Origin of the sequence: Pseudomonas sp. TWP3-1 (genome assembly GCF_049896625.1) — a bacterium.
Taxonomy (GTDB): Bacteria; Pseudomonadota; Gammaproteobacteria; order Pseudomonadales; family Pseudomonadaceae; genus Aquipseudomonas.
Window position 1 is genome coordinate 111,157 of sequence record NZ_JAFCUQ010000007.1, and the last position, 22,778, is coordinate 133,934.

A 22,778-nucleotide genomic window follows, 5' to 3' on the forward strand; every position below is an offset into this window, starting at 1 on the left:
ACTGATTGCAGTTCAAGCAACAATGCCTCAACGCGGCTTTTGCGGTTTGTAGCCCAGACGCAAACCGCCCCAGTGCCGGCCCTTGACCATGATCGGCACCGACAGGTCGTGCATCAGTTCGCCGGTATCGCGGGTGTAGGTCTGCAGCAGCACCGGTTGCTGATGACTGCCGCAACGAATGCCGGTGCGGTCAGCGAACTTGCGCTTGGTGCGATTGTTCACGCTATCGACCTGCGCATCGCCGGTCAGCGGCTGATTGAACAGCTGATTGTGTGTCGGCACATAACCCTGCTGCGTGCAGGCGATGGCGAATACCAGCCCCTCATGGCGCGGCAGCAATGGTTCCTGAATCGCCGGCAACACCTGATCGGTGTAGCGGTCGAAGCGAGTCTGAAACTTCGGCGGTTGCGTGTTGGCAATCGGCTGATATTGACGATCAAACAAGTCCTCGAGGCTGACTCGCCCCTGATCCACATCGGCTTCAAACCGCGCTGTGATCTGCCTCGCGCCCTCAAGCGCCAAGTCATAAATGCGCTGGTGATAGTCATCCAGACCGACTTCAGCCAGACGCTCGCTGATGGTTTCGGCCTGCCCTTCCATCTGCACCGCCGCCTCGGCCAGACGTCGGGTCTGTTGATCGCTGATCGCCAGATCGCTGCGCATCTGCTCGATGGCGATGAACAGACTGTCGAGTTGTTCGCGATTGGTCTCGGCACCACGGGCGATTTCGCTGACCTGACCTTCCACGCCTGCCGCCAGTAGCGCGATATTCTCCAGATGCTGGCCGGTGTGTTCGACCTGCTCGACACCGGTGTGCAGATCATCGGACAGTTGGCGGATCTGCTCGACCACTTGCGCGGTGCGCTTTTGAATGTCGGCAACCATCTCGCCCACTTCGCCAGTAGCCGTCGCCGTGCGCGCTGCCAGCCCACGTACTTCATCCGCCACCACCGCAAACCCGCGACCATGCTCACCGGCCCGCGCCGCTTCAATCGCGGCATTCAAGGCCAGCAGATTGGTCTGACTGGCGATCGACTGAATCACCAAAGTCACGCGCTGGATGTCGTCACTGCGCTGGCTCAAGGCTTCGATCATTTCGCGACTGGCACTGGCACGCTGGCTGAGTTGATGCATCAGCGCAATGGAGCCAACCAACTCGGTTCGCCCTGCCGCACTGCTGTGATGCGCTTCGCTGGCAGCACTTAAAGCTTCACGGCTGAGCTGCGAAGTCGCCTGCTCGGTGGCGATCATCACTTCAGCGTTATTGACGATTTGCGCAGCGGCATCGAGTTGCGATTGCAGTTTTCCCGCCAGCTCCTTGACGGAAAACGCCACACCGGCAGCTGACAGAGCGTTATGACTGGTGGTGTAGGAAAGATCGCGCGTCAGCTCGGACATCGCACTACCGCTATCGGCAGATTGCACAGCGCGGTTCGCACGGGAGCGCAGGCGCGGCAGCCAGACAATCAGCACCGCCACCGGCATGCCGATATACAGCGACCAGCCACCCAGGGTCATCCCGGCCAGCAACAGCATCAGCGCGATGCTTTGCAGGGTCGGCGTCAGCCAGCGGTTTTTCGGCAAAAGCACTGGTGCAGGCAGAGCCCCAACCAGAGATCCATCTCTCGTCATCTTCGTCACCCCACGCTGTTCTCATTGTTGTGGCTGCATTAAGCGCCACTACAACGCCATTATCCATGATCCGTTAGTCGTGGGTCTGTGGCAGGTCAATACAACAGCGTGGTTTTTTGCGCACGAGCAAAAACAAGATCGCAGCCCCGGCGGCTCTTTGTGGGAGCTGCCGAAGGCTGCGATCTTGTTCAGACGACCCAAGTGTATGGGTCGTCGCAGAAATCAGGCCTGACGCTGGTGCTTGTCGATCTGCTCGTGACGCTCTTGAGCTTCGATGCAGTACTTGGTGGTCGGGCTGATCAGCAGGCGTTTCAGGCCGATGGCCTCGCCGCTGTCATCGCACCAGCCAAAGCTGTCTTCCTTGATACGCTCAAGGGCTTGCTCGAGCTGCGGCAGCATGCGCTGGTCGCGATCAATCGCGTTTACCAGCCAGGTGCGCTCTTCTTCAACCGATGCCGCGTCCGCAGGGTCAGCCGGGGTGTCCAGGCTTTCGATGGCGATACGGTTCTGCTCAATGCGCTCGTGGGTTTCGACTTTCATGTTCTGCAACAGCTCGCGGAAGAAAGCATGTTGCTCAGCATTCATGTAGTCATCTGCCGGCATGGCCAGCAACTTGTCCTTTGTCATTGATATCTCTATAAAAAAACGTGCATTAAGGCGAAATAGGGAGCGTTTCGGCGAACCGTGCCCGGTCGTCGAAAAGGCATCGTTTATTGCAAACGCCACCCGGCACTCAATTTACGAGGGGCGGCAGTCTAAGGCCCGATTGAGGCCTCAGCAACTGTAAATACAGGGAATTTGTCCGACAAAGCCCGGAAACTGCTCTGACGCAGGCCTGTTAGCGGTCATCGGAGTGCGTTTATAGCAAGAAATTCAGTCGAGCGGCTGTATATAGAAGACAAACGGCTGACGGCGAGCAGGTTTATCGCAAATATTTTGGCCATACGGCGCGTGCGGTGCATCGATTCAGCCGGGATGGCGCTACACATTTTGTCTGCAGACGGCCTTTCGATTCCGCCCGGCCCGCCTATTCTCAGGGCCACCCCCCTTGCTTTCCAGATTCAGCCAGAAGGATTTTCCATGTCCCGCCCCGATCAGCCGGCCAACGACGAGCACGCCCTCGCCAGCCCCCCGATCACCGCCCATCGCCTGCTGCAAAAGATCACCGAGGAATACGAAGCCCTGCCGCGTCAGCTCAAACGCGTCGCCAGCTACATGAGCCAGCAGAGCGACCGGATCATGGTCGACCGCATCAGCGACATCGCCCGTGAGTGCGAAGTGCACCCCTCGGCCATCGTGCGTTTCTCCCAGCGTTTCGGCTTCAGCGGTTTCAGCGAAATGCAGGCACTGTTCCGTGAGGCCTACACCGACAAAACCACCCCGGTGCAGAACTATCAGCAGCGCGTGCGCAGCATGATCGCCAACCAGACGCAGAAAGCCAGCGACGGCGACCTCGCCCGCGAATGCATCGGTGCCACCCTGTCGGGCATTGAAAGGCTGGGACTGGAACTCGACGACGCAGCGTTCGAGACTGCCATCGACTTGATCGTCGGCGCCGACAACATCTACGTGATCGGCGTGCGCCGCTCCTTCGCCGTCGCCGACTACCTCGTTTACAACCTGCAACACACTAATAAGCGCATGCACCTCGTCTCGGGACTCGGTGGCAGCTATCGCGAGCAAATGCGCAGCGTGCGCGCGCAGGATCTGGTGATCGCCATCAGCTTCACGCCCTACGCCAAGGAGACCCAACACTGCCTGCGCTACGCCCGACAGCAACAAGCCAACACGCTGATCATCACCGACAGCAACCTGTCACCCGTGGCCAAAGGCGCGAACAGCGTGTTGCTGGTGAATGAAGGCAGTTCGTTTGCGTTTCGCTCGTTGAGCGCCACGTTGTGTTTGTGCCAGGCGCTGTTTATTGCGGTGGCGTATCGGTTGGGCTTGAAGGTCGAGGAGATTCACGAGCAGGTCGGCTTCGAAGACTGACAATTACCTCAGGCTCGGCTAGGTTATGTCTTTCCGGTTCGACTTGAAGGAACGCGTCATGAAACTGATCGGCATGCTCGACTCGCCCTACGTGCGCCGCGTGGCCATATCCGCCAAGTGTCTCGGCATCGAACTGGAGCATGACCCGGTGTCGGTGTTCCGCCATTTCGAACGCTTCCAGCAGATCAACCCGGTGGTCAAGGCGCCAACGCTGATTCTTGACGACGGCGAAGTGCTGATCGACTCGACGCTGATCCTCGACTATCTGGAAGCCCTGTCGGGCAAAAGCCTGTTGCCCGGCGACCTGAACCAGCGGGTAAAAGCCCTACGCCTGATCGGCCTGAGCCTCGCCGCCTGCGAAAAAGCCGTTCAGCTCTATTACGAACGCAACCTGCGTCCTGCCGATATTCAATATCAGCCGTGGGTCGAACGCGTTGAAGGCCAACTTGCCGCCGCGCTTACCGCTCTTGAGCATGAACTGGAAAAACAGCCGTTACCCACCGATGGCGCTCTTGAACAGGACGGCATCAGTCTCGCCGTCGCCTGGAGTTTCACCAATCTCGTAGTCCCGGATCAGATCGACGCCGAACGCTTTCCGCGCATCGCCCGATACAGCGCTTACGCCGAAGGTGTAGAAGCATTCATCAGCACCCCGATGACCTGACCATGAGCGTAAAGGAAACCGCAGCCCCGGCCCTGAAAGAAATCTTCAACGTCGAGCGGCTGCAACACATCGCCACGGAAACCAGCGCTGTGTACCCGGCGTTCAACGCCAAGGCATTTCTTAAGCATGCGAGTGATGGACTGGCCGAACTCTCGGTGATGCAACGCATGGCCCGTGTCAGCGAAAGCCTGCACACGGTGCTGCCGCTGGATTACGAAGGTTCCCTCGAGGTCCTGCGCGCCCTCGCCCCTCGGCTGAACAGCGGATTCGTCAGCATGTGCTTGCCGCACTACGTGGCGAGCTATGGCGCGCATGCATTCGATACATCGATGCAAGCGTTGAAATACTTCACCGCGTTTGGATCGTCCGAATTTGCTGTCCGGTATTTTCTGCGCAGCGATCTGGAGCGGTCGCTGGAGCTTATGCATGACTGGGCGCGGGATGAAAATCACCACGTTCGGCGTCTGGCCAGTGAGGGTAGTCGCCCGCGTTTGCCATGGTCTTTTCGCCTGGACGCGGTGCAGGCAGATCCGAGTTTGGCAGCAGGAATTCTCAACCAGCTGAAGGCGGATGAGAGTTTGTATGTGCGCAAATCGGTGGCCAATCATTTGAATGACGTCACCAAGGTTCACCCCGACTGGGTGCTCGACACGGTTGAGGGATGGTCGCTAGAAAACAAGCACACGGCGTGGATTGCCAAGCATGCGTTAAGAAGCTTGATCAAGCAGGGGGATTTGCGCGCCTTGACGGTGATGGGCGCGGGGGCGAAGGCTGAGGTCGAGTTGCTGGATGTACAGGTAGCGCCGGCGGTGGTCCGGCTCGGGGAGTCGATTACGTTGTCGTTCGCGGTACGGTCGTTGGTGCCGGTGGATCAGCGACTGGTGATTGATTATGCAATTGACTATGTGAAGGCTAACGGCAGCACTTCAGCGAAAGTGTTCAAGCTCAAGGCTCTGACTCTGCCGGCCTTCACGACGGACCGCGTACAGCGTCGTCAGGTGATCAAGGACTTCACCACACGTAAGCACCATGCAGGGCGGCACGCGATTCATGTGATGGTGAATGGAGAACGCTTGGCGAGCACTGCGGTTGAGATCATCACTGCATAAGGCTCAAACGTGGCGACTGATTGCGGCGCTCGATCTTGGAATTGCTCAATGCGCCCTCATAACAGTGGTTACACCGAACATTCCCGGGAGAAGCACACATCATGACTACTCAAACCGAAACTGCCATTCTTGCCGGCGGCTGCTTCTGGGGCATGCAGGACCTGCTGCGGCGCTATCCCGGCGTGCTGCAAACGCGCGTCGGCTACACCGGCGGCGATGTGCCGAATGCCACCTACCGCAACCACGGCAACCACGCCGAAGCCATCGAAATCGTCTTCGACCCCGCCGTGATCAGCTACCGACAGATTCTCGAGTTCTTCTTCCAGATCCACGACCCGAGCACCCCCAACCGTCAGGGCAACGACCGCGGCGCCAGCTACCGCTCGGCGATCTACTACCTCAACGAACAGCAACGCGACATCGCCGAGGACACCGCTGCCGACGTCGACGCTTCAAAGTTGTGGCCAGGTCGAGTGGTTACCGAGATCGAGCCGGCAGGGCCGTTCTGGGAAGCGGAACCGGAGCATCAGGATTACCTTGAGCGTATTCCGAATGGGTATACGTGCCACTTTATTCGGCCGGACTGGAAGTTGCCGAAGCGGGGTTGAGTGGTTGTTCGAGCAATTTGATCAGCCTGCCACAGCGTTCGCGGGTGGCAGCTTAAACGCTTGCCCCCAGCAACAACCCCCGCTCTGCCTCACACAATCCCACCACATAATCCCAAACTACCCGTAGTCGCACGGACTTGTGCAATTCGCGGCGTGTGCTGATCCAGTAGCTGCGCTCGATGCCCTCATCTGGCAGCAACGCAACCAACTCCGGATCGGCCGCCGCCATGTAACACGGCAACACTGCGATCCCCAGACCCGAGCGCGCTGCTTGCTGTTGGGCAATCACACTGGTGCTGTGAAACACCACGCGCGGGTTGCGGCAGAAGCTGTTGAGAAACATCAGTTCCTGGCTGAACAGCAGGTCGTCGACATAGCCGATCCACGCATGACGCCCGAGGTCTTCGCGACTCACTAACGGTGGCGCACTGTCGAGGTAAGCGCGGCTCGCATAGAGCGCCAGTCGGTAATCGGTGAGTTTGCGCGTGACCAGCATGTCCGCCGCCGGGCGCTCAAGATGAATGCTGATTTCGGCTTCGCGGTTAAGGATGCTGACGAAGCGCGGCACCGCCACCAGTTCCACTTCCAGACCCGGATAGCGCTCGAACAATCCGGTCATGCGACTGGCGAGAAACATGATCCCGAGACCCTCAGTCACGCCGACGCGGATCTTGCCCAGCGGCGCGGTCGACTGGGTGATTTCTTCCTGAGCCAGCAACGCGACGTTTTCCATGGCCTCGGCGTGTTTAAGCAGCGCCTCCCCTGCCGGGGTCATTTCATAGCCTTGGGCGTGCTGGACGAACAGCGCGGTGCCGAGACTTTTTTCGATGGCCTCGATGTGCCGGGCGACGGTGGCGTGGGTGGTGTTCAAGCGACGCGCGGCAGTCAGTAATCGGCCACTGCGTTGCAACTCGAGAAAAAACCGCAGGTCGTTCCAGTCGAACATCGCTTGTCCTTGTCAGCTATGGTCTGTGAACGCTGTCTGAAAACGCACAGCGGCTGCGCAAAAACTAACATTCTTTTGCCGAAAGCTAACAACTAGGATGACCGACAACAAAAACAATAAGTGAGGTCAGGGAATGCAGACTTCCCTCGATGAATTCGATTACATCGTGGTCGGCGCCGGGCCGGCCGGGTGTTTGCTGGCCAATCGGCTGTCGGCTGATCCGCGGCAGCGCGTTTTGTTGCTGGAGGCTGGCGGGCGCGATAACTACCCGTGGATTCACATCCCCGTGGGTTACCTGTTCTGCATCGGCAATCCGCGCACCGACTGGTGCTTCAAGACTGAACAACAACCGGGCCTGAACGGCCGCGCGCTGAGTTATCCGCGCGGCAAAGTGCTGGGTGGCTGTTCGTCGATCAACGGCATGATCTACATGCGTGGTCAGGCCACGGACTATGACGGCTGGGCCGCCGAGGGCAATCCGGGCTGGGCCTGGAATGACGTGCTGCCGCTGTTTAAACAGAGTGAAAACCACTTCGCCGGAGCCGCTGAATTTCATGGCGACAAGGGTGAATGGCGGGTTGAGCGTCAGCGCCTGTCGTGGCCGATTCTTGATGCGTTCCGCAGCGCCGCCGAGCAAAGCGGCATCGCCAGCATTGATGACTTCAATCAGGGCGACAACGAGGGTTGCGGTTACTTTCAGGTCAATCAGAAGTCCGGGATCCGCTGGAATGCGGCGAAGGCGTTTTTGAAGCCGATTCGGCATCGGGCCAATCTCACGGTGTTGACCGATGTTGAAGTGGATCGAGTGCTGTTTGCCGACGGTCGCGCAGCAGCGGTCAGCGCCCGTTGGCAAGGTGCGGTCAGGAGCTTCAAAGCGCGCAAGGAGATTGTGTTGTGCGCCGGCTCCGTCGGTTCGCCGAGCATTTTGCAGCGTTCCGGGATCGGGCCACGCCCACTGCTGGAAAAACTCGGAATCGGCGTCGTGCATGAGTTGCCGGGGGTCGGCGGCAATCTGCAGGATCACCTGCAATTGCGCCTGATCTACAAACTGGAAAACGCGCGCACGCTGAACCAGATTGCTGGCAGCGTGTGGGGCAAAATGGGCATGGGCCTGCGTTATCTGTATGACCGCAGCGGGCCGTTGTCGATGGCGCCGAGTCAGCTCGGTGCGTTTGCCCGCTCCGGGCCGGAACAGACCTCGGCCAATCTCGAATACCACGTGCAACCGCTGTCGCTGGAGCGCTTCGGCGAGCCGTTGCACAGCTTCCCGGCGTTCACCGCCTCGGTGTGTGATCTGCGTCCGCAGAGTCGGGGTCGGGTGGAGATTCGCTCGGCCAATCCGCAGGACCCACCGTTGATTCAGCCCAACTACTTGAGCCATCCCGAAGACCTGCGCGTGGCCGCCGATGCGATTCGTCTGACCCGGCGGATCGTCAGCGCGCCGGCGTTGCAAGCGTTCAAACCTGTGGAATATCTGCCCGGGGCCGACCTGCAAACCGAAGCACAATTGCATGCAGCCGCGGCAACCATTGGCACGACGATTTTCCATCCGGTCGGCACTTGCCGCATGGGCAATGACGCGCACGCCGTGGTCGATGCGCAGTTGCGCGTGCATGGCGTGCCCGGTCTGCGCATCGCCGATGCGTCGATCATGCCACGCATCACCTCGGGCAACACGTGTTCGCCTACGCTGATGATTGCCGAGAAGGCGGCGCAGCTGATTCTTAACCCTTTAACAGCTAACTCGGTCACTGTGGGAGCGGGCTTGCCCGCGATGGCGGTATGACATTCAACATTGATGTTGGCTGATCAATCGCCCTCGCTGGCAAGCCAGCTCCCACAAGGGATTCGCATCTGATTCACGGACACGCAACACCAGTGGAACAACAAAAACAATCACTGTGAGGGATACCGATATGTCAGAACATGTTCAGCCACTGGACGGCGTGCGCAGCGCCGAAACCAGTCCCGACACCCGCAAAGTCATCTTCGCCTCGTCCCTGGGGACGGTGTTCGAGTGGTATGACTTCTTTCTCTACGGCGCGTTAGCGGCGGTAATCAGCAAGCAGTTTTTCGCCGGGGTCAACGACACTACGGCGTTCATCTTCGCGCTGATGGCATTCGCCGCAGGCTTCATCGTGCGGCCGTTCGGTGCGCTGGTGTTCGGTCGGTTGGGCGACATGATCGGGCGTAAGTACACGTTCCTCGCGACGATCATTTTGATGGGTGTCGCAACCTTCTGCGTCGGTCTGTTGCCGACCTACGCCAGCATTGGCATCGCCGCGCCGATCATTCTGGTGGTGCTGCGCATGCTTCAGGGCCTGGCCCTCGGTGGTGAATACGGCGGCGCCGCAACCTATGTGGCGGAACACGCGCCGATCGGCAAACGCGGTTTCCACACCAGCTGGATTCAGTCCACCGCGACCCTCGGTCTGCTGCTGTCGTTGTTGGTAGTGCTCGGTTGCCGCTACTTCACTGGCGACCAGTTCGAGGTCTGGGGCTGGCGCATTCCGTTCCTGCTGTCGATTGTGCTGCTGGGCATTTCCACCTGGATTCGCCTGAGCCTGCACGAGTCGCCGGCCTATCTGAAAATGAAAGAGGAAGGCAAAACCTCGAAGGCGCCGATCCGCGAATCCTTCGGCAAATGGGAAAACCTTAAAGTCGTATTGATCGCGCTGTTCAGCATCAACGCCGGGCAAGCAGTGACCTTTTATGCGGCGCAGTTTTACGTGCTGTTCTTCCTCACGCAGTTCCTGAAAATGGACCCGGCGGTGGCCAACACCTTGCTGATCATCAGCGTGGTGATCGGCGCACCGTTCTTCATTATTTTCGGCTGGCTGTCGGACAAGGTCGGGCGCAAACCGGTGCTGATGATTGGCCTGTTGCTAGCGACTGCGCTGTACTTCCCGATCTTCAAATCTCTGGCGCATTACGCCAACCCGGCGATTGATCAGGCCAGCCGTCAGGCGCCGATCACCGTGCTGGCGGATCCGGCGACTTGTACTTTCCAGTTCGACCCGGTGGGCAAAGCCAAATTTGACAGCCCGTGCGACAAGGTCAAAACCTTCCTGACCAAAGCCGGCCTGCCCTACACCAGCGTCGCCGCACCTGCCGGCAGCGCGGTGCAAGTCAGCGTCGGCGACGTCAAACTCGACAACTTCGACGAGGCCGCCCTGCGCGGCGCAATCACCCTCGCCGGCTACCCGCAACAGGCCGATTTGCAGCAGATCAACAAACCGATGATCGTCGCGTTGATCGTGGCGCTGATCATCATCTCGGCGATGTGCTACGGCCCGCTCGCGGCGCTGATGGTCGAGCTGTTCCCGACGCGCATCCGCTACACCTCGATGTCCCTGCCGTACCACATCGGCAACGGCTGGTTCGGCGGTTTCCTGCCGACCGTGTCGTTTGCGCTGGTGGTGTACACCGGAGACATCTTTTACGGGCTGTGGTACCCGGTGTTGATTACCGGCGTGAGTCTGGTGGTGGGGATGATCTTTCTGCGCGAGACGAAGAATATCGATCTCGACAAGAACTAAAGCATGAGCAGATGGCGAGGGAGCAATTCCCTCGCCATCGCTGAGAAAGTCAGACTTCAGACTCTAACAACTCAAACTTCACTTGATCCGGATAGAACGCCACATAGTTCTTGATCTGATCGACGGAGATTTTCGGGTTTTCGTAAGTCCACACTGCATTCGCCCCTTCATGCCCCGGAATTTGCAGACTGAAGTAACTGGCGTCGCCCTTGTACGGGCAATAACTGGTGTGATCGGTGCGCGCGAAGTATTTTTCATCGATGTCTTCGCGCGGTACGTAGTAGACCGGCGGATAGTTGGCTTCGAGCAGCACCAACGCGCGGGCCGAGGCGGCGACCTGAATGCCGTGGAATTTCACCAGCAGACAACCTGGTTGTTCGGCGATGGTGATGACGGGACTGGGACCGGAAGTTTTCATCGGTTTCTCCTGACGGCGGCGAAGGCAGCGCTTCAGGTATAACTCATGCGCGGCTATCTCGTCGGGTTCACAGCCGAACGGTTTTTCGCTACATAAAAAAACCGCAGCCTGTGAAAGCTGCGGTTTTTTGGTTTCAGATCACGCGACGATATCTGTCGCCACCGCCTGCCCCACCACACCCACCGCAAAGTCCACCGAACCCTGCCCGGTCAGATCTATCATCAGGCTGGTCTGGTTGGTCTGTTCGAAGTAAGTCAGGATCGCGTCGCCCGCGTGGCCGGTGAAGCCGCTGACGAAGTTCAGCGAAGCTGCGCCATTGGCAAACCCGGCAATGCCCGACAGGTCGATCTTGTCCAGACCACTGGTGAAATCCATGATCCAGTCCGGTGCAGTCATGGTCGAATCACTCGCCGCGCCGAACACGAAAGTATCTGCACCCTCGCCGCCCCACAGCGAATCACCGCCACCCGCGCCATAGATGATGTCGTTGCCCGCGCCGCCAATCAGATCGTTGGCCGCGCCGTTACCGATCAGCAAGTCATTGCCCGCGCCGCCGATGGCGTTTTCCACGGTCACGCCATGAGCAATCGAAACGTTGCCAACCAGACCGCCGACGTCGGAGAACGAGCCTTCATTGAGGTTGATCTTCTGGTTCTGGCTGAAACCGGAGAAATCCAGGGTGTCGTTTCCGCCGCCGTCCCACACCGAGAACACGACTTTGGACGATGCCGAAGTGGCGCTGTAGAAGTCGCGGTCGGCATTCGAGTTGAAGCCGTATACGGTGTTATCGGCACGGGTTTCGAAGTTGGCGCCGTAGAGTTTCTGCACCGCGACGATGTCATCCAGCAGAGGCGCCGAAGCGTAGGCGCCGCTGCCGTCCTTGCTGAAATCCTGGTCGGTATTGGTTTCGCTCCAGTAGCTCATCAGGCTGTAGCCGCGCGTATCTTCGGCGTACTTGGCGTCGGCGTAGGTCGGGTTGCCGTTACCGGCGTTGTAGGCGCCCGGGTGTGACAGGCCGAGTGTGTGGCCGATTTCGTGGGTCAGGGTCTGACGCCCGTAGTTGTTGGTGTCCGGCGTCTTGTTGACTTGATATTTGTCGTTGATCAGGTACCAGGACTGACCGTCGTAAGCGCTGCCCTGTGGCAGATAAGCGAACGCTGCGCCGCCGGTGCTGACGTCATAGTTGCCGAAGGTCATATGACCGTCGCCGCCCTTGCCCTCAGTGAAAGTGACGTTGGCCACGTCCGACCACGATTGCATGGCCAGCACGGCTTGAGCCTTTTGCTGAGCGCTGAATTCGCTGAAGTTGCCGAGTTTAGGGTTGTAGTTGGAATTTTTCTCGGTCAGGAAGGTGTAGCTCAGATCGATTTTGCTGTCGCCATTCTTGTCTTGCCACGACATGCCTTTGCGCAGGATTTCGTCGGCGGCCTGATCGGCTGTGAATGACGGTTTGCCGTTGACGGTGCCGGTACCACGGTCATACAGGTGGCTGAACGTGTCGACTGCGGTGAACGCGCTAGTGGCTTGGGAGGAAGGTTGAGACATGGTGTACGTCCTTGTTTCAAAGTAGTCAGGATCCGACAGACCACGGCGATCTCCTGGCGAGATCGTCCTGTCACTCGCCCTTTTCAGGCGGTTCGAACCTGACACAGCGGGAAACATGGCGCTAACTAATTTCTCGATAGCGCAGCCCTGCGTCCCTTTTTGCCACTACGCGACCGTCATCATCGGCAACGTTTTATCTGTATATCCATACAGATAAAAGTTGCCCATCGACACAACACCAGCCATTCTGTGCGCCTCTGCGGGCAATGATCGACGATGGTGGTTATGCGGCTGTACCTCTGTGAAAAACCTTCCCAGGCCAAGGATATTGCGGCCGTACTCGGTGCCAAGCGCCGGGGCGACGGCTGTTGGCTGGGAACGGACGTCACGGTGACCTGGTGCATCGGCCACCTGCTGGAAACTGCGCCGCCGGACGCCTACGACGCCCGCTACAAGCGCTGGGTGCTGGCGGACCTGCCGATCATCCCGGACAAATGGAAAATGACCGTCAAGCCGCGTACTGCCAGTCAGTACAAAGCGGTCAAGCGCCTGCTCGGCGAGGCCAGCGAACTGATCATCGCCACCGACGCCGACCGTGAGGGCGAGATGATCGCCCGGGAACTGGTCGAGCATTGCCGGTATCGCGGGCCGATTCGCCGGCTGTGGTTGTCAGCGCTGGACGAAGCGTCGATCAGCAAGGCGCTGGCTGCACTCAAACCCGGCGCGGAAACCTTCAGCCTCTATCACTCGGCGCTGGGTCGCTCGCGGGCGGATTGGCTGATCGGGATGAACATGAGTCGGCTGTTCACCCTGCTCGGTCGGCAATCCGGTTATCAAGGGGTGCTGCCGGTGGGCCGGGTACAAACCCCGACCTTGCGGCTGGTGGTGGATCGTGACCGCAGCATCGCTGACTTCGTGCCGGTGGCGTATTGGGCGATCGACGTGCAGCTTTTGCACGATGGCACGTCGTTCACCGCCCAATGGCGCGCACCGAACGATGTTTGTGACGATCAGGATCGCTGCCTCAATCAGGCGCTGGCCCAGCAAGCCGCAGCGGCCATGAGCAGCGCCGCCAGTGCCCGAGTGATCAAACTGCGCACCGAACGTATGCGCGAAGTCGCGCCCCTGCCCTTCGACCTCGGCACCTTGCAGGAAGTCTGCTCGAAGAAACTCGGCCTCGGCGCGCAGGAAACTCTCGATGTCGCCCAAGCACTGTACGAAACCTACAAAGTCATCACCTACCCGCGCAGTGATTGCGGCTATCTGCCGGTGAGTCAGCACAGCGAAGCGCCGGGGATTCTCGCGGCCCTGCGTCAGGCTGACCCGAGCCTTCAAGCGTTGCACGAGCATCTGCAGCCACAGCGCCGCTCCCGCGCCTGGAACGACGCCAAGGTCAGCGCCCACCACGGCATCATCCCCACCGCTGCCGCGAAAAACCTCGAGCGCCTGAGCGGCAAGCACCGCGCGGTCTACACACTGATTCGCGCGCGTTATCTGGCGCAGTTTCTGCCCAATCATGAATACGATCGTACTCAGGCCGATTTCGATTGCGCCGGTGAAGCGTTGCGCGCCGTCGGCAAGCAGATCGTCGAACCCGGCTGGAAACGCGCCCTGCCCGAAGCACTGGCGCCAGCCAAGGGGCGTGAGGCGCCGGCACCGCAAACCTTGCCGACCCTGAGTGAAGGCGCCGAGTGCGCGGTGGCTGAGGTCAAGCTCAAGGATCTGTGGACCCAGCCACCCAAGCCCTACACTGAAGGCGACTTGATCAAGGCGATGAAGAATGTCGCCAAACTGGTGCAAGACCCGCTGCTCAAGCAGAAACTCAAGGACACCACCGGCATCGGCACCGAAGCCACCCGCGCCTCGATCATTCAGGGGCTGCTGGATCGCGGTTATCTGCTGAAGAACGGCAAGGCCCTTGCCGCCACGCCTGCCGCATTCAGCCTGATTGACGCGGTACCGCGAGCGATTGCTGACCCCGGCACCACAGCCATCTGGGAACAGGCGCTGGACATGGTGCAGAGCGGCGAGATGAGTCTGGAAGAGTTCGTCACCAAGCAAGCAGCGTGGATGAGCAAGCAGGTGGCGCGCTGCTCCGGGTTGAGCCTGACCATCAGCGGCCCGCCACCGGCCGGCAAGGCTGGCGCGCCGTGGAAAAACAAAGGCAAGTCCACCCGACGCAAAACCACGACCACCGCCAAGCGCCCCGCGAAGTAGCGCTTGGAGCTCCTTGTGGCGAGGGGATTTATCCCCGTTGGACTGCGCAGCAGTCCCAAGTTTTTAGGCAAAGAACGGGCCGCTACGCGACCCAACGGGGATAAATCCCCTCGCCACAGGAGCCCGATTCACACTATTGTTTCTGTCGTCGCCAGCCCGGGGGTTCACAAACATGCCCAACATCGAACTGCACCCCGCCCAGCGCGACGAACTGGACACTATCGAAAACCTGATGCAGTTCTACATGTACGACTTCAGCCAATGGCTGCCGCTGAAACTTGGCGAACATGGGTCCTTCAGCATCCAGCCGAAACTCGATTACTGGCGCCAACCTGCCACCCAACCCTTCCTGATCAAAGTTGACGGCGAACTTGCCGGATTCGTGACCGTGGATAACGACATCCACCTCGACGGCGCCGAACACAACATCGGCTACTTTTTCGTTACCCGACGCTTTCGTGGCCAAGGCGTCGCGCAGTTTGTCGTCTCTGCCCTCTTGAGCCGAATCCCCGGTCAATGGCAAATATTCCATATCGACGCCAACCTTCCGGCACAGCGCTTCTGGGCCGGGCTCATCCCGACTTTGAGCGGCGGCGAATTCACTCTGCATGAAAAATCCGTCGACGGTTACCCGTGCACGTTCTACTGCCTGCAAAGCCCCGCTCCTGTTGCCTGAGGGCAACTTTTCTCATTCCAGAATGACTTTGTCCGACAATATGTAGTGCTTGAAAATAATCACTACAAAACCGTTGACGGCATCGTTTTGCTTTTGCATGATGCAGACGTCTCCCCGATCGGGAGCACTGGTAACACGCTTGAGCAAACTCGTCTGACCGCCGAGTTGTTTTTTCCGGATACACGCTGCCCACAAGGCAGATTGAAGAAGCTGACCTGGCCTGAACGTCCAGTACAAGGACGAGAAGCGCTGGCGAAAATTCTCAAGACGCTTGTGGTCGACACGGTAAATGTCGTCAAGGAGCCTCCCGGTTTTCGCTGCTTCTCCTCGTTGTGACGCTATTGCGTAGCAGTTATTCAACACGACTACATGCAACAGAAGCATGACCCCGTACTTCCAGCGGGCGAGCGCTGACGTCCTGGTTTCGGTGCCAGGGATCAACTAACCGATGGGCTACCTGTATTAGCGAATCAACTTTGAAAGATCACCAGACTGGTCAAAGGGCAAAATCATGAATCTGAACAATCAACCCACCATCGAAGAACTGGCTCGTATGTTCGCTGCGCAAAAAGACAGCCACGACAGCCACATTCTCTGGATCAGCAAGTCGGGCCAAGTGCATATCGACTGCCTGTCGCCGCACACCGGCGAGGCCGAGTTCGACCAGAACCACCAGAACCTTGCGGCCCGCCTGAAGATGTACCGTCGCGGCCACGGTTATGTCGGCAAAAAAGCCGCAGCCGACAAGGATTTCATCGGGAGTGTTCTGCAAACGCTGAAACAGGCGTGGGACTCGCTGCAGAACAAGGGTGAAGTTCGGGTGATTGATCGGTTTTGCTGAGTTAGAACTTAACTGACAGAAAGGGCCTGCTTCCAATATGGAGCAGGCCCTTTTTTACTTTCGCTGCACGTGAACAGCGTTGCTCACGGGTTTCGTTCCAACACCAAGTCCACAAACGCCAACGCGGCCGCACTGTGATAATTCCCGCCGCGCCGCAACAAAGCCGCCCCGCGCTGCGGCGCCTCCCCCGTCACCACGAGCCGACGCAACGCGCGATCCTCGGTGGCAATCGCCTCCGGCAACATCGTCGCCAGCGGCGCATGCCGAATCACCTCCAGCAACGTGCTCACCGAGTTCACCTCGATCTGCACCTTCGGCGCTATCGCGTGCTGCCGGAAATACTCGTCAATCGATAAGCGCGTGATGAACTCCGGCGCCAGCAAGGCGAAATCCAGCTGCGCAATATCATCCGGCGTCAGCACCGCGGCACGCTCATACAACGGATGCTCCCGCCCGACCATCACGCCCAACGTCTCGACAAACGCCGGAATGCATTCAACGTCCGGGTTACGCACCGGCGTAAACGCAATGGCGATATCCAGCGAATCATCCGCCAGCCCGGCCTCGATGTCGTCCATCGACAACTCGAAAATCTGCAGATGAATCCCCGGATAGCGCACCACGTAATCGCGCACCAACGGCCCGACCAGATACGCCATGAATGTCGGCGTCATGGCCAGGCGCAGCGTGCCGCGGGTCAGATCTTTCACATCATGCAGCGCGCGTTTGCCCGCCTCCAGTTCCACCAGCACCCGGCGCGCGCATTCGATGTAGGCCTGACCGGCGTCGGTGGGTTTGACCGAGCGGGAGGTGCGGTCAAACAGGTTCACGCCGAGGCTTTCTTCCAGTTGGCGGATCTGTTGCGACAAGGTCGGCTGCGACACATGCAACGCTTCGGCAGCGCGGGTGAAGCCGCCGTGATCGGCGACGGCCAGCAGATAACGCAAATGTCGCAGCAGCATGTGATCACCATCTATAGGCAGGACTTATGCGCGGCATTGTATATCGGTCTTGGACGCTATGGATGATTGAGCAGAAGATCAGCCCCACACAGCAAGCCAACCCCGAAAGGAGCGACACCATGCACCAGTCCCAAGCCTACAACGACAGCCGCATCGCCCTGACCACCCGCGCCGTTGACGCCAAAGCACAGAAAAAACTTTCGTGGCAGGATCTCGCGGACGGCACCGGTCTGAGCGTGGCTTACGTCACAGCTGCCCTGCTCGGCCAGCACCCGCTACCGCAAGCCGCCGCCGAAGTGGTCGGTGACAAACTGGAACTGAGCGCCGCCGACGTCGCCGCCCTGCAAATCATCCCGCTGCGCGGCAGCCTCGACGGCGTGCCGACCGACCCGACCATCTACCGCTTCCACGAGATGATCCAGATCTACGGCACCACCCTCAAAGCGCTGGTTCACGAACAGTTCGGCGACGGCATCATCAGCGCGATCAACTTCAAACTCGACATCAAGAAAGTCGAAGACCCGGAAGGCGGCTCGCGCGCCGTGGTCACCCTCGACGGCAAGTTCCTGCCGCTGCGTCCGTTCTGATCTGCACTGGCCCGCACTTTCTGTGCGGGCCTACTTTCCAAGAGGACACGCACATGAAAGCCCTGATCGACGGTTTCCTGAAATTCCAGAACCAAGTATTCCCGCAGCGCACCGAGCTGTTCAAACATCTGGCCACGACGCAGCACCCCGGCACCTTGTTCATCACCTGTTCCGACAGCCGTGTAGTGCCTGAACTGTTGACCCAACAAGAACCCGGCGAGCTGTTTGTGATTCGCAATGCCGGCAATATCGTGCCGTCCTACAGCCCGCATCCGGGTGGTGTTTCAGCGACGGTGGAATATGCAGTAGCGGTGCTTGGCGTGACTGACATTGTGATCTGCGGACATTCCGATTGCGGCGCAATGACCGCCATCGCGCAGTGCAAATGCATGGATCACCTGCCCGCGGTCAGCGGTTGGCTGCAACATGCCGAGTCGGCGAAAGTGGTCAACGAAGCCCGGCCACATGCGAATGACGCGGCCAAATTGAGTTCGATGGTGCGCGAGAATGTGATCGCGCAACTGGCGAACATTCAGACCCATCCGAGCGTGCGCCTGGCGCAGGAGAAAGGCCTGCTGAATCTGCATGGCTGGGTGTACGACATCGAGACCGGGTCGATTGCTGCGCTGTCCTCAGACCGCCGCACTTTTGTGCCGCTGGCTGAACAACCGGCGACTTGCGCGGTGTACGCCCAAACGACCAATGCCGCCTGAAACACTCACTTTGTGGCGAGGGAGCTTGTCGGATCGCCGCACCGTCCCGCTGGGGCGCGTAGCGGCCCTCGCTTTTGGGTCTGCTACGCAGCCCAGCGGCAGCAAGCTCCCTCGCCACAGGATCGGTGTTTTCAGCGTTTTACCGTGAGATCTGTTTGGCTCATGCGGCTACGCACCGTAAAAACGCCATCCCCCGAAAGAATCGCACTGCGCGCAAACAAGCGCCCGCTCTCCCAGTTCGAAAGCCCGAGCTCCGGCTTGTTCAGCGCGTACTGCCCATCCACCCAACGCGTGATCCCGTTACCCACAAACGGCGCATTCACCGCGTGGTAAAAGCGCTCATGGGCGAGCAGATCTTCGCTGATCAACGACACCGTGAACTGCGGGCTGTAGCGGTTGAACAACGCAATCGCCTGATCCAGATCATCGACGATCATCAGGCTGACTTCCGGCGTCTCTTCCCATTCCCACTCGCGACCCAATTGCCCTTCCGGCAACGGCTCGGCGAGGGCTTCAGTCTGATACCCCTCGGCGCGATAAACTTCGACCGTCGCGTCGCGCCAATCCTGCGGCAGATAACCTTCACTGCCCTCGACGATGTGCAACTTGCAGCCCTGACCGCGAGCGCTGCCAGCCTGCTGCAAGGCATCGAGAAACAGCGGCACCAACTCAGCCGCACGCTCACGCTGAATCAGGCACACGTTTAGCGTGTTGCACACCTTGCGGTCCAGCGAGTTGCGCACAACCGCCGCAAAGCGCAAAGCGTCGGCATCGCGATCAGCAATCAACCACGCGCCGCCAGTGCCGTGCAGGCTGACGGCGGTACCGGCCTGCTGAGCAATGCTGCCCAACTGACTGACCGCCCGCCCCGAACCGCGCGCCACCGCCAGAGAGAGGCGCCGATCGGCGAACATCGCCCAACCGGCAGCGTGGTTGACGCTCTCTACCAACGACACCGCACCCGCCGGCAGACCGGCATCGGCCAGCGCCGGGTTCAGCGCATGAGCGACGATCGCCTGCGCAGTCCCCAACGCATCGCTGCCGATGCGCAACACTGCGGTGTTGCCGGTGCGCAAAACGCCAGCAGCATCGGCAAACACATTCGGCCGGCCTTCGAACACGAAGGCGACGATGCCCAACGGCGACACCACTTGTTCAACCTTCCAGCCGTCGTGCTCGACGCAGCTGATAACTTTGCCGCGCGTGGCCGGCGCATCGCGCCAGGCGCGCAGGCCGGCAATCATGTCGCGGCGCATGCGTTCATCGGCGAGCAGACGCGTGGTGGAGCGACCGCGCAATTTGGCGCGTTCGATGTCGGCAAGATTGGCGGCCTCGATCAACACCCACGCGTCCGGGCTTTCCAGACGCTGGGCGAACAGATCAAAGAAGCGGCTGATCGCTTCATCCGACACAGAGGACAACGCTGTGAAAGCCGTTGCCGCACGCTCGATGGCCACGGATGCCGCCTGCTGATCCACCACCGGAATCAACAACAACTCGCCACTCACCTGCTCCACCAGCAGGTGATCGCCGGGTCGGAAACGCTCGGCCAGTTCGGGGCTGACCACGGTGACGCGGTTACCGGCGAAAGGGATTGGCGTGCCAGCGACGAGACGTTCGAGCGCGAGAGACATGGAGCGGATTCACCATATTGAGGGCGGCCGGAAAATGTATAGGTTGGCCCCTCTCAACGCAACACAGGTTCAGAACACTGACCAGCCGATCCGCGAGCTAAGCATTTCCAGCGCCGCCATGCCCGCCAGCGAATTACCCGCCACGTTGAGTTCCGGTGACCACACGCACACGGTGAATTGCCCCGGCACCACCGCGACGATGCCGCCGCCAACGCCGCTCTTGCCCGGCAAACCGACGCGGTAAGCGAAGTTACCGGCCTCGTCGTACAGGCCGCTGGTGGCCATGATCGAGTTGACTTGCTGAGTCTGGCGCCGGGTCAGAATCTGCTCGCCGCTGTGTTTGCAGAAGCCGTCATTGGCGAGGAAGCAGAACGCCCGCGCCAGGTCGATGCAACTCATGCGCAAGGCGCAGTGGCTGAAATAACTGCGCAGCACCGCTTCCACATCGTTGTGGAAATTGCCGAAGGATTGCATCAGATACGCCATCGCGGCGTTGCGTGCGCGGTGCTGGTATTCGGAATCGGCGACCTTGCCGTCGACCATCACCTGCGGGTTGCCCGACAGGCGCCGAACGAAGTCGCGCATCGACAATGCTGGCGCGGCGAAGCGTGACTGGTTGATGTCGCAGATCACCAGCGCCCCGGCGTTGATGAACGGATTGCGCGGGCGGCCGCGTTCGAATTCCAGCTGCACCAGCGAATTGAATGGCTGGCCGGACGGTTCATGCCCGAGGCGCTGCCAGATCGCTTCGCCAGAATGCTCGATGGCCTGCACGAGGCTGAAGACTTTGGAAATACTCTGCACCGAGAACAGCGTATCGGCGTCGCCGGCGCAGTACATTTCGCCGTCATTGCCATACACGGCGATGCCCAGTTGCTCGGGCGGCACGGTGCCGAGGGCGGGAATGTAGTCAGCCACCTTGCCCTGCCCGATCAGGGGCCGGACAGCGTCAAGGATCTCGTTCAACAGCGCTTGCATGCCGGGTTCCGCAGTCACGCCCCGTGGGATTGTGGGGACACTGGGGCTAGACGCGCCAAGCGCACTTCAAATCACACTCTTTAGCGGATCAATGCACCCGATTCAGCCCGGTGAGCAACGCGCTGTCGCGACTGTAGATGTCCGGCGCGTAAATGACACGCCCTTGGCTATCGACCTGCGCCGTCCAGTAAGTCATCAGGATCGGCACCGGATTGCTCAGACGGAACTCATGCGTAGTGCCGGTGGCGAGCAAGGTGTCGGTGCGCGCCTTTTCCGTGGGACTGAGCAGGAAGTCGCGCAGCTTCAACGGATGTTCGACGCGCACGCAGCCAGAACTGAACGCGCGTGGTCCCTTGTCGAACAACGCTTTGCTCGGCGTGTCGTGCAAGTACACCGAGAACGGGTTGGGGAAGCGAATGACCATCTGCCCCAGCGGGTTGCGCGGTCCGGCATCCTGACGCAGCAGAATATTGCCGGGATGATCCCAGTCGACATCTTCCGCTGCCAGCGGCAAGCCGTTGGCGTCGAGGACTTGCAGATTGTGCCGGCTGAGGAAGGTCTGATCCTTGCGGATTTCCGGCAACTTGTCTTCCTTCCAGATAGTCGGCGGCACAGTCCAGGTCGGGTTAAGCGTCAAGCGCGTCACGCGCGATTTGAGCAGCGGCGTCTGCCGTTCAGCACGACCGACCTGGGTGCGGGTCTGCCACACCGGTTGGCCGTCCTGGTACAGCGTCAGCTCAGCGGCGGCGACGTTGACCAACAGGCCATCGGGTTCCAGATCCTGGGCCATCCAGCGAAAACGTTCGAGGTTGACCCGCAGTTGTTCGCGGCGCGTCAGCGGGCTGATGTTCATTTCAGCAATGGTGCCCGGCCCGACCACGCCGTCAGCCTGCAACGAATGGTTGAGCTGAAAGCTCTTCACCGCCTCGACCAGCACACCGTGATAGGCGTTGTCCGGCGTGCCGACCACGCTGCTCAGGTAACCCTCGTTGTACAGCCGCTGCGCCAGTTCCGGCACGCGTTTGTCTTCCATGTCCGGGCGCAGCAGCGGCCCACTACCGACTGACTGCCAGTGCGGCAATGCTTGCAAGCGTTGGGCGGCGTAAAGCTGTCGCAAATTCTGATACTGCGCCAGTTGCGGGCGCGCCAGATTAAAGGCCGCTGCAACGTCATGCAGGCCCGGCACGGCGATTGCCAGCAGTTCGGTCTGACGATCCCGTGGCGTTTCGTCGGAATGCCACAAAGGCTCGAAGTGCTTTTGCAGCAAGCTGCCGTAGTGCAAATCCTGCAAGGCTTGCAGGTAATAACGGCTGATTTCGATGTCGGCGCACAGCTCGCCGTCCTGCGGTGCGGTCAGCGCCACCGGGTAGCGTTTCGGGTTCAAACCATCGTCGGCCAACAGTTGCACTTGCGCATGCAGGGCCGCCAATTGCCCACTGTCAGCCCAGACTGGCAGCCAGTCTTGCTGTTGATAGAACGCGCGCAGTTGATCGAGTGCCGCACTGTCAAGACGCGTAGCCACCGCCGGACACGCCTGCGGCAGACCGAGCAAAACCGCCTGCAACGGACTCTGCGGTTCGACCGGCGCTTGTAGCAGGATTGGCTGCGACAACGTCGGCAATGGCGCCAGCGCCTCTTCGGCACAAGCGACAAACGGCGCTGCGAGCAAACAAATGCTCAAGTAGGATGCGTACTTTTTGAACAACTGCTTTACTCCAAT

Annotated in this window: 21 protein-coding genes; 11 read left to right on the forward strand and 10 right to left on the reverse strand. The window is 59.9% G+C overall.

The genetic code is table 11. The annotated features are described in order from the left end of the window. Positions 1 to 27: 27 nt before the first annotated feature. Positions 28 to 1,632, reverse strand: coding sequence for a methyl-accepting chemotaxis protein (locus tag ACP7BN_RS12065; protein ID WP_426204304.1), 1,605 nt, complete (start codon positions 1,630 to 1,632; stop codon positions 28 to 30). Between the two features lie 222 nt (positions 1,633 to 1,854). Beyond that, positions 1,855 to 2,259 carry a TraR/DksA family transcriptional regulator gene (locus ACP7BN_RS12070; RefSeq protein WP_420649644.1) on the reverse strand — a complete coding sequence of 135 codons (405 nt, stop codon included), beginning with the start codon at positions 2,257 to 2,259 and terminating at the stop codon, positions 1,855 to 1,857. A gap of 453 nt (positions 2,260 to 2,712) precedes the next feature. Between ACP7BN_RS12070 and ACP7BN_RS12075 the strand changes: the two genes are divergently transcribed. From ACP7BN_RS12075 to msrA, 4 genes are all read left to right on the forward strand, one after another. Beyond that, the gene (locus tag ACP7BN_RS12075) at positions 2,713 to 3,621 is read left to right on the forward strand and encodes a MurR/RpiR family transcriptional regulator (protein ID WP_426204307.1); all 909 of its coding nucleotides are present in this window, start codon (positions 2,713 to 2,715) and stop codon (positions 3,619 to 3,621) included. A 58-nt stretch (positions 3,622 to 3,679) separates the two neighbouring features. Beyond that, positions 3,680 to 4,285 (forward strand): glutathione S-transferase, encoded by a 606-nt coding sequence (locus tag ACP7BN_RS12080; RefSeq protein ID WP_426204309.1) that lies wholly within the window; start codon positions 3,680 to 3,682, stop codon positions 4,283 to 4,285. Between the two features lie 2 nt (positions 4,286 to 4,287). After that, positions 4,288 to 5,394: a DNA alkylation repair protein gene (locus ACP7BN_RS12085; RefSeq protein ID WP_426204311.1), complete on the forward strand. Its 1,107-nt coding sequence runs from the start codon at positions 4,288 to 4,290 to the stop codon at positions 5,392 to 5,394. 101 nt (positions 5,395 to 5,495) lie between these two features. Beyond that, on the forward strand, positions 5,496 to 6,002 hold the full coding sequence (msrA, locus tag ACP7BN_RS12090; RefSeq protein ID WP_426204313.1) for a peptide-methionine (S)-S-oxide reductase MsrA: 507 nt from the start codon (positions 5,496 to 5,498) through the stop codon (positions 6,000 to 6,002). A gap of 52 nt (positions 6,003 to 6,054) precedes the next feature. Here the strand turns inward: msrA and ACP7BN_RS12095 are convergent, their stop codons facing one another. Further along, positions 6,055 to 6,948: a LysR family transcriptional regulator gene (locus ACP7BN_RS12095; protein ID WP_426204315.1), complete on the reverse strand. Its 894-nt coding sequence runs from the start codon at positions 6,946 to 6,948 to the stop codon at positions 6,055 to 6,057. 133 nt (positions 6,949 to 7,081) lie between these two features. Here ACP7BN_RS12095 and ACP7BN_RS12100 point away from each other — a divergent pair, with 133 nt between their 5' ends. Further along, positions 7,082 to 8,734 carry a GMC family oxidoreductase gene (locus ACP7BN_RS12100; protein ID WP_426204317.1) on the forward strand — a complete coding sequence of 551 codons (1,653 nt, stop codon included), beginning with the start codon at positions 7,082 to 7,084 and terminating at the stop codon, positions 8,732 to 8,734. Positions 8,735 to 8,864: 130 nt separating this feature from the next. Continuing rightward, positions 8,865 to 10,487: an MFS transporter gene (locus ACP7BN_RS12105; RefSeq protein ID WP_426204319.1), complete on the forward strand. Its 1,623-nt coding sequence runs from the start codon at positions 8,865 to 8,867 to the stop codon at positions 10,485 to 10,487. 49 nt (positions 10,488 to 10,536) lie between these two features. On the opposite strand, the gene ACP7BN_RS12110 is transcribed toward ACP7BN_RS12105, so the two are convergent. Next, positions 10,537 to 10,905 carry a DUF427 domain-containing protein gene (locus ACP7BN_RS12110; protein ID WP_426204321.1) on the reverse strand — a complete coding sequence of 123 codons (369 nt, stop codon included), beginning with the start codon at positions 10,903 to 10,905 and terminating at the stop codon, positions 10,537 to 10,539. A gap of 138 nt (positions 10,906 to 11,043) precedes the next feature. Beyond that, entirely contained in the window at positions 11,044 to 12,450 is a 1,407-nt protein-coding gene (locus ACP7BN_RS12115) for a serralysin family metalloprotease (protein WP_426204324.1), read from the reverse strand. A 285-nt stretch (positions 12,451 to 12,735) separates the two neighbouring features. On the opposite strand from ACP7BN_RS12115, the gene ACP7BN_RS12120 reads away from it, so the two are divergent. Together ACP7BN_RS12120 and ACP7BN_RS12125 are read left to right on the forward strand one after the other, a co-directional pair. After that, complete coding sequence (locus ACP7BN_RS12120) at positions 12,736 to 14,667, forward strand: DNA topoisomerase III (protein ID WP_426204325.1); 1,932 nt, start codon at positions 12,736 to 12,738, stop codon at positions 14,665 to 14,667. Between the two features lie 172 nt (positions 14,668 to 14,839). Then, complete coding sequence (locus ACP7BN_RS12125) at positions 14,840 to 15,343, forward strand: GNAT family N-acetyltransferase (protein ID WP_426204327.1); 504 nt, start codon at positions 14,840 to 14,842, stop codon at positions 15,341 to 15,343. A gap of 12 nt (positions 15,344 to 15,355) precedes the next feature. On the opposite strand, the gene ACP7BN_RS12130 is transcribed toward ACP7BN_RS12125, so the two are convergent. Beyond that, positions 15,356 to 15,727, reverse strand: a complete 372-nt coding sequence (locus ACP7BN_RS12130; protein ID WP_426204329.1) for a hypothetical protein — start codon at positions 15,725 to 15,727, stop codon at positions 15,356 to 15,358. A gap of 127 nt (positions 15,728 to 15,854) precedes the next feature. Here ACP7BN_RS12130 and ACP7BN_RS12135 point away from each other — a divergent pair, with 127 nt between their 5' ends. Next, the gene (locus ACP7BN_RS12135) at positions 15,855 to 16,184 is read left to right on the forward strand and encodes a hypothetical protein (RefSeq protein ID WP_420649631.1); all 330 of its coding nucleotides are present in this window, start codon (positions 15,855 to 15,857) and stop codon (positions 16,182 to 16,184) included. An 83-nt stretch (positions 16,185 to 16,267) separates the two neighbouring features. On the opposite strand, the gene cynR is transcribed toward ACP7BN_RS12135, so the two are convergent. Next, positions 16,268 to 17,146 (reverse strand): transcriptional regulator CynR, encoded by an 879-nt coding sequence (cynR, locus tag ACP7BN_RS12140; protein ID WP_426204331.1) that lies wholly within the window; start codon positions 17,144 to 17,146, stop codon positions 16,268 to 16,270. A gap of 119 nt (positions 17,147 to 17,265) precedes the next feature. On the opposite strand from cynR, the gene cynS reads away from it, so the two are divergent. Then, positions 17,266 to 17,733 carry a cyanase gene (gene cynS, locus ACP7BN_RS12145; protein WP_426204333.1) on the forward strand — a complete coding sequence of 156 codons (468 nt, stop codon included), beginning with the start codon at positions 17,266 to 17,268 and terminating at the stop codon, positions 17,731 to 17,733. 53 nt (positions 17,734 to 17,786) lie between these two features. Continuing rightward, entirely contained in the window at positions 17,787 to 18,446 is a 660-nt protein-coding gene (locus tag ACP7BN_RS12150) for a carbonic anhydrase (RefSeq protein WP_426204335.1), read from the forward strand. A gap of 131 nt (positions 18,447 to 18,577) precedes the next feature. Here the strand turns inward: ACP7BN_RS12150 and ACP7BN_RS12155 are convergent, their stop codons facing one another. The 3 genes from ACP7BN_RS12155 to ACP7BN_RS12165 all read right to left on the reverse strand — a co-directional run bounded on the left by ACP7BN_RS12155 (position 18,578) and on the right by ACP7BN_RS12165 (position 22,763). After that, positions 18,578 to 20,080: an aldehyde dehydrogenase family protein gene (locus ACP7BN_RS12155; RefSeq protein WP_426204337.1), complete on the reverse strand. Its 1,503-nt coding sequence runs from the start codon at positions 20,078 to 20,080 to the stop codon at positions 18,578 to 18,580. A 69-nt stretch (positions 20,081 to 20,149) separates the two neighbouring features. Then, positions 20,150 to 21,058 (reverse strand): glutaminase B, encoded by a 909-nt coding sequence (gene glsB, locus ACP7BN_RS12160; RefSeq protein ID WP_426204339.1) that lies wholly within the window; start codon positions 21,056 to 21,058, stop codon positions 20,150 to 20,152. 88 nt (positions 21,059 to 21,146) lie between these two features. Then, positions 21,147 to 22,763, reverse strand: a complete 1,617-nt coding sequence (locus ACP7BN_RS12165; RefSeq protein WP_426204341.1) for a L,D-transpeptidase family protein — start codon at positions 22,761 to 22,763, stop codon at positions 21,147 to 21,149. Positions 22,764 to 22,778: the final 15 nt, after the last annotated feature.

Bases quoted from the DNA above. Each gene is read 5' to 3' on its own strand.
- ACP7BN_RS12130 (WP_426204329.1), bottom strand. From the start codon at position 15,727: ATGCTTCTGTTGCATGTAGTCGTGTTGAATAACTGCTACGCAATAGCG.
- ACP7BN_RS12155 (WP_426204337.1), bottom strand. From the start codon at position 20,080: ATGTCTCTCGCGCTCGAACGTCTCGTCGCTGGCACGCCAATCCCTTTC.
- cynS (WP_426204333.1), top strand. From the start codon at position 17,266: ATGCACCAGTCCCAAGCCTACAACGACAGCCGCATCGCCCTGACCACC.
- ACP7BN_RS12110 (WP_426204321.1), bottom strand. From the start codon at position 10,905: ATGAAAACTTCCGGTCCCAGTCCCGTCATCACCATCGCCGAACAACCA.
- msrA (WP_426204313.1), top strand. From the start codon at position 5,496: ATGACTACTCAAACCGAAACTGCCATTCTTGCCGGCGGCTGCTTCTGG.
- ACP7BN_RS12070 (WP_420649644.1), bottom strand. From the start codon at position 2,259: ATGACAAAGGACAAGTTGCTGGCCATGCCGGCAGATGACTACATGAAT.
- glsB (WP_426204339.1), bottom strand. From the start codon at position 21,058: ATGCAAGCGCTGTTGAACGAGATCCTTGACGCTGTCCGGCCCCTGATC.
- cynR (WP_426204331.1), bottom strand. From the start codon at position 17,146: ATGCTGCTGCGACATTTGCGTTATCTGCTGGCCGTCGCCGATCACGGC.
- ACP7BN_RS12150 (WP_426204335.1), top strand. From the start codon at position 17,787: ATGAAAGCCCTGATCGACGGTTTCCTGAAATTCCAGAACCAAGTATTC.
- ACP7BN_RS12065 (WP_426204304.1), bottom strand. From the start codon at position 1,632: ATGACGAGAGATGGATCTCTGGTTGGGGCTCTGCCTGCACCAGTGCTT.
- ACP7BN_RS12085 (WP_426204311.1), top strand. From the start codon at position 4,288: ATGAGCGTAAAGGAAACCGCAGCCCCGGCCCTGAAAGAAATCTTCAAC.
- ACP7BN_RS12120 (WP_426204325.1), top strand. From the start codon at position 12,736: ATGCGGCTGTACCTCTGTGAAAAACCTTCCCAGGCCAAGGATATTGCG.
- ACP7BN_RS12105 (WP_426204319.1), top strand. From the start codon at position 8,865: ATGTCAGAACATGTTCAGCCACTGGACGGCGTGCGCAGCGCCGAAACC.
- ACP7BN_RS12075 (WP_426204307.1), top strand. From the start codon at position 2,713: ATGTCCCGCCCCGATCAGCCGGCCAACGACGAGCACGCCCTCGCCAGC.
- ACP7BN_RS12080 (WP_426204309.1), top strand. From the start codon at position 3,680: ATGAAACTGATCGGCATGCTCGACTCGCCCTACGTGCGCCGCGTGGCC.
- ACP7BN_RS12095 (WP_426204315.1), bottom strand. From the start codon at position 6,948: ATGTTCGACTGGAACGACCTGCGGTTTTTTCTCGAGTTGCAACGCAGT.
- ACP7BN_RS12125 (WP_426204327.1), top strand. From the start codon at position 14,840: ATGCCCAACATCGAACTGCACCCCGCCCAGCGCGACGAACTGGACACT.
- ACP7BN_RS12135 (WP_420649631.1), top strand. From the start codon at position 15,855: ATGAATCTGAACAATCAACCCACCATCGAAGAACTGGCTCGTATGTTC.
- ACP7BN_RS12115 (WP_426204324.1), bottom strand. From the start codon at position 12,450: ATGTCTCAACCTTCCTCCCAAGCCACTAGCGCGTTCACCGCAGTCGAC.
- ACP7BN_RS12100 (WP_426204317.1), top strand. From the start codon at position 7,082: ATGCAGACTTCCCTCGATGAATTCGATTACATCGTGGTCGGCGCCGGG.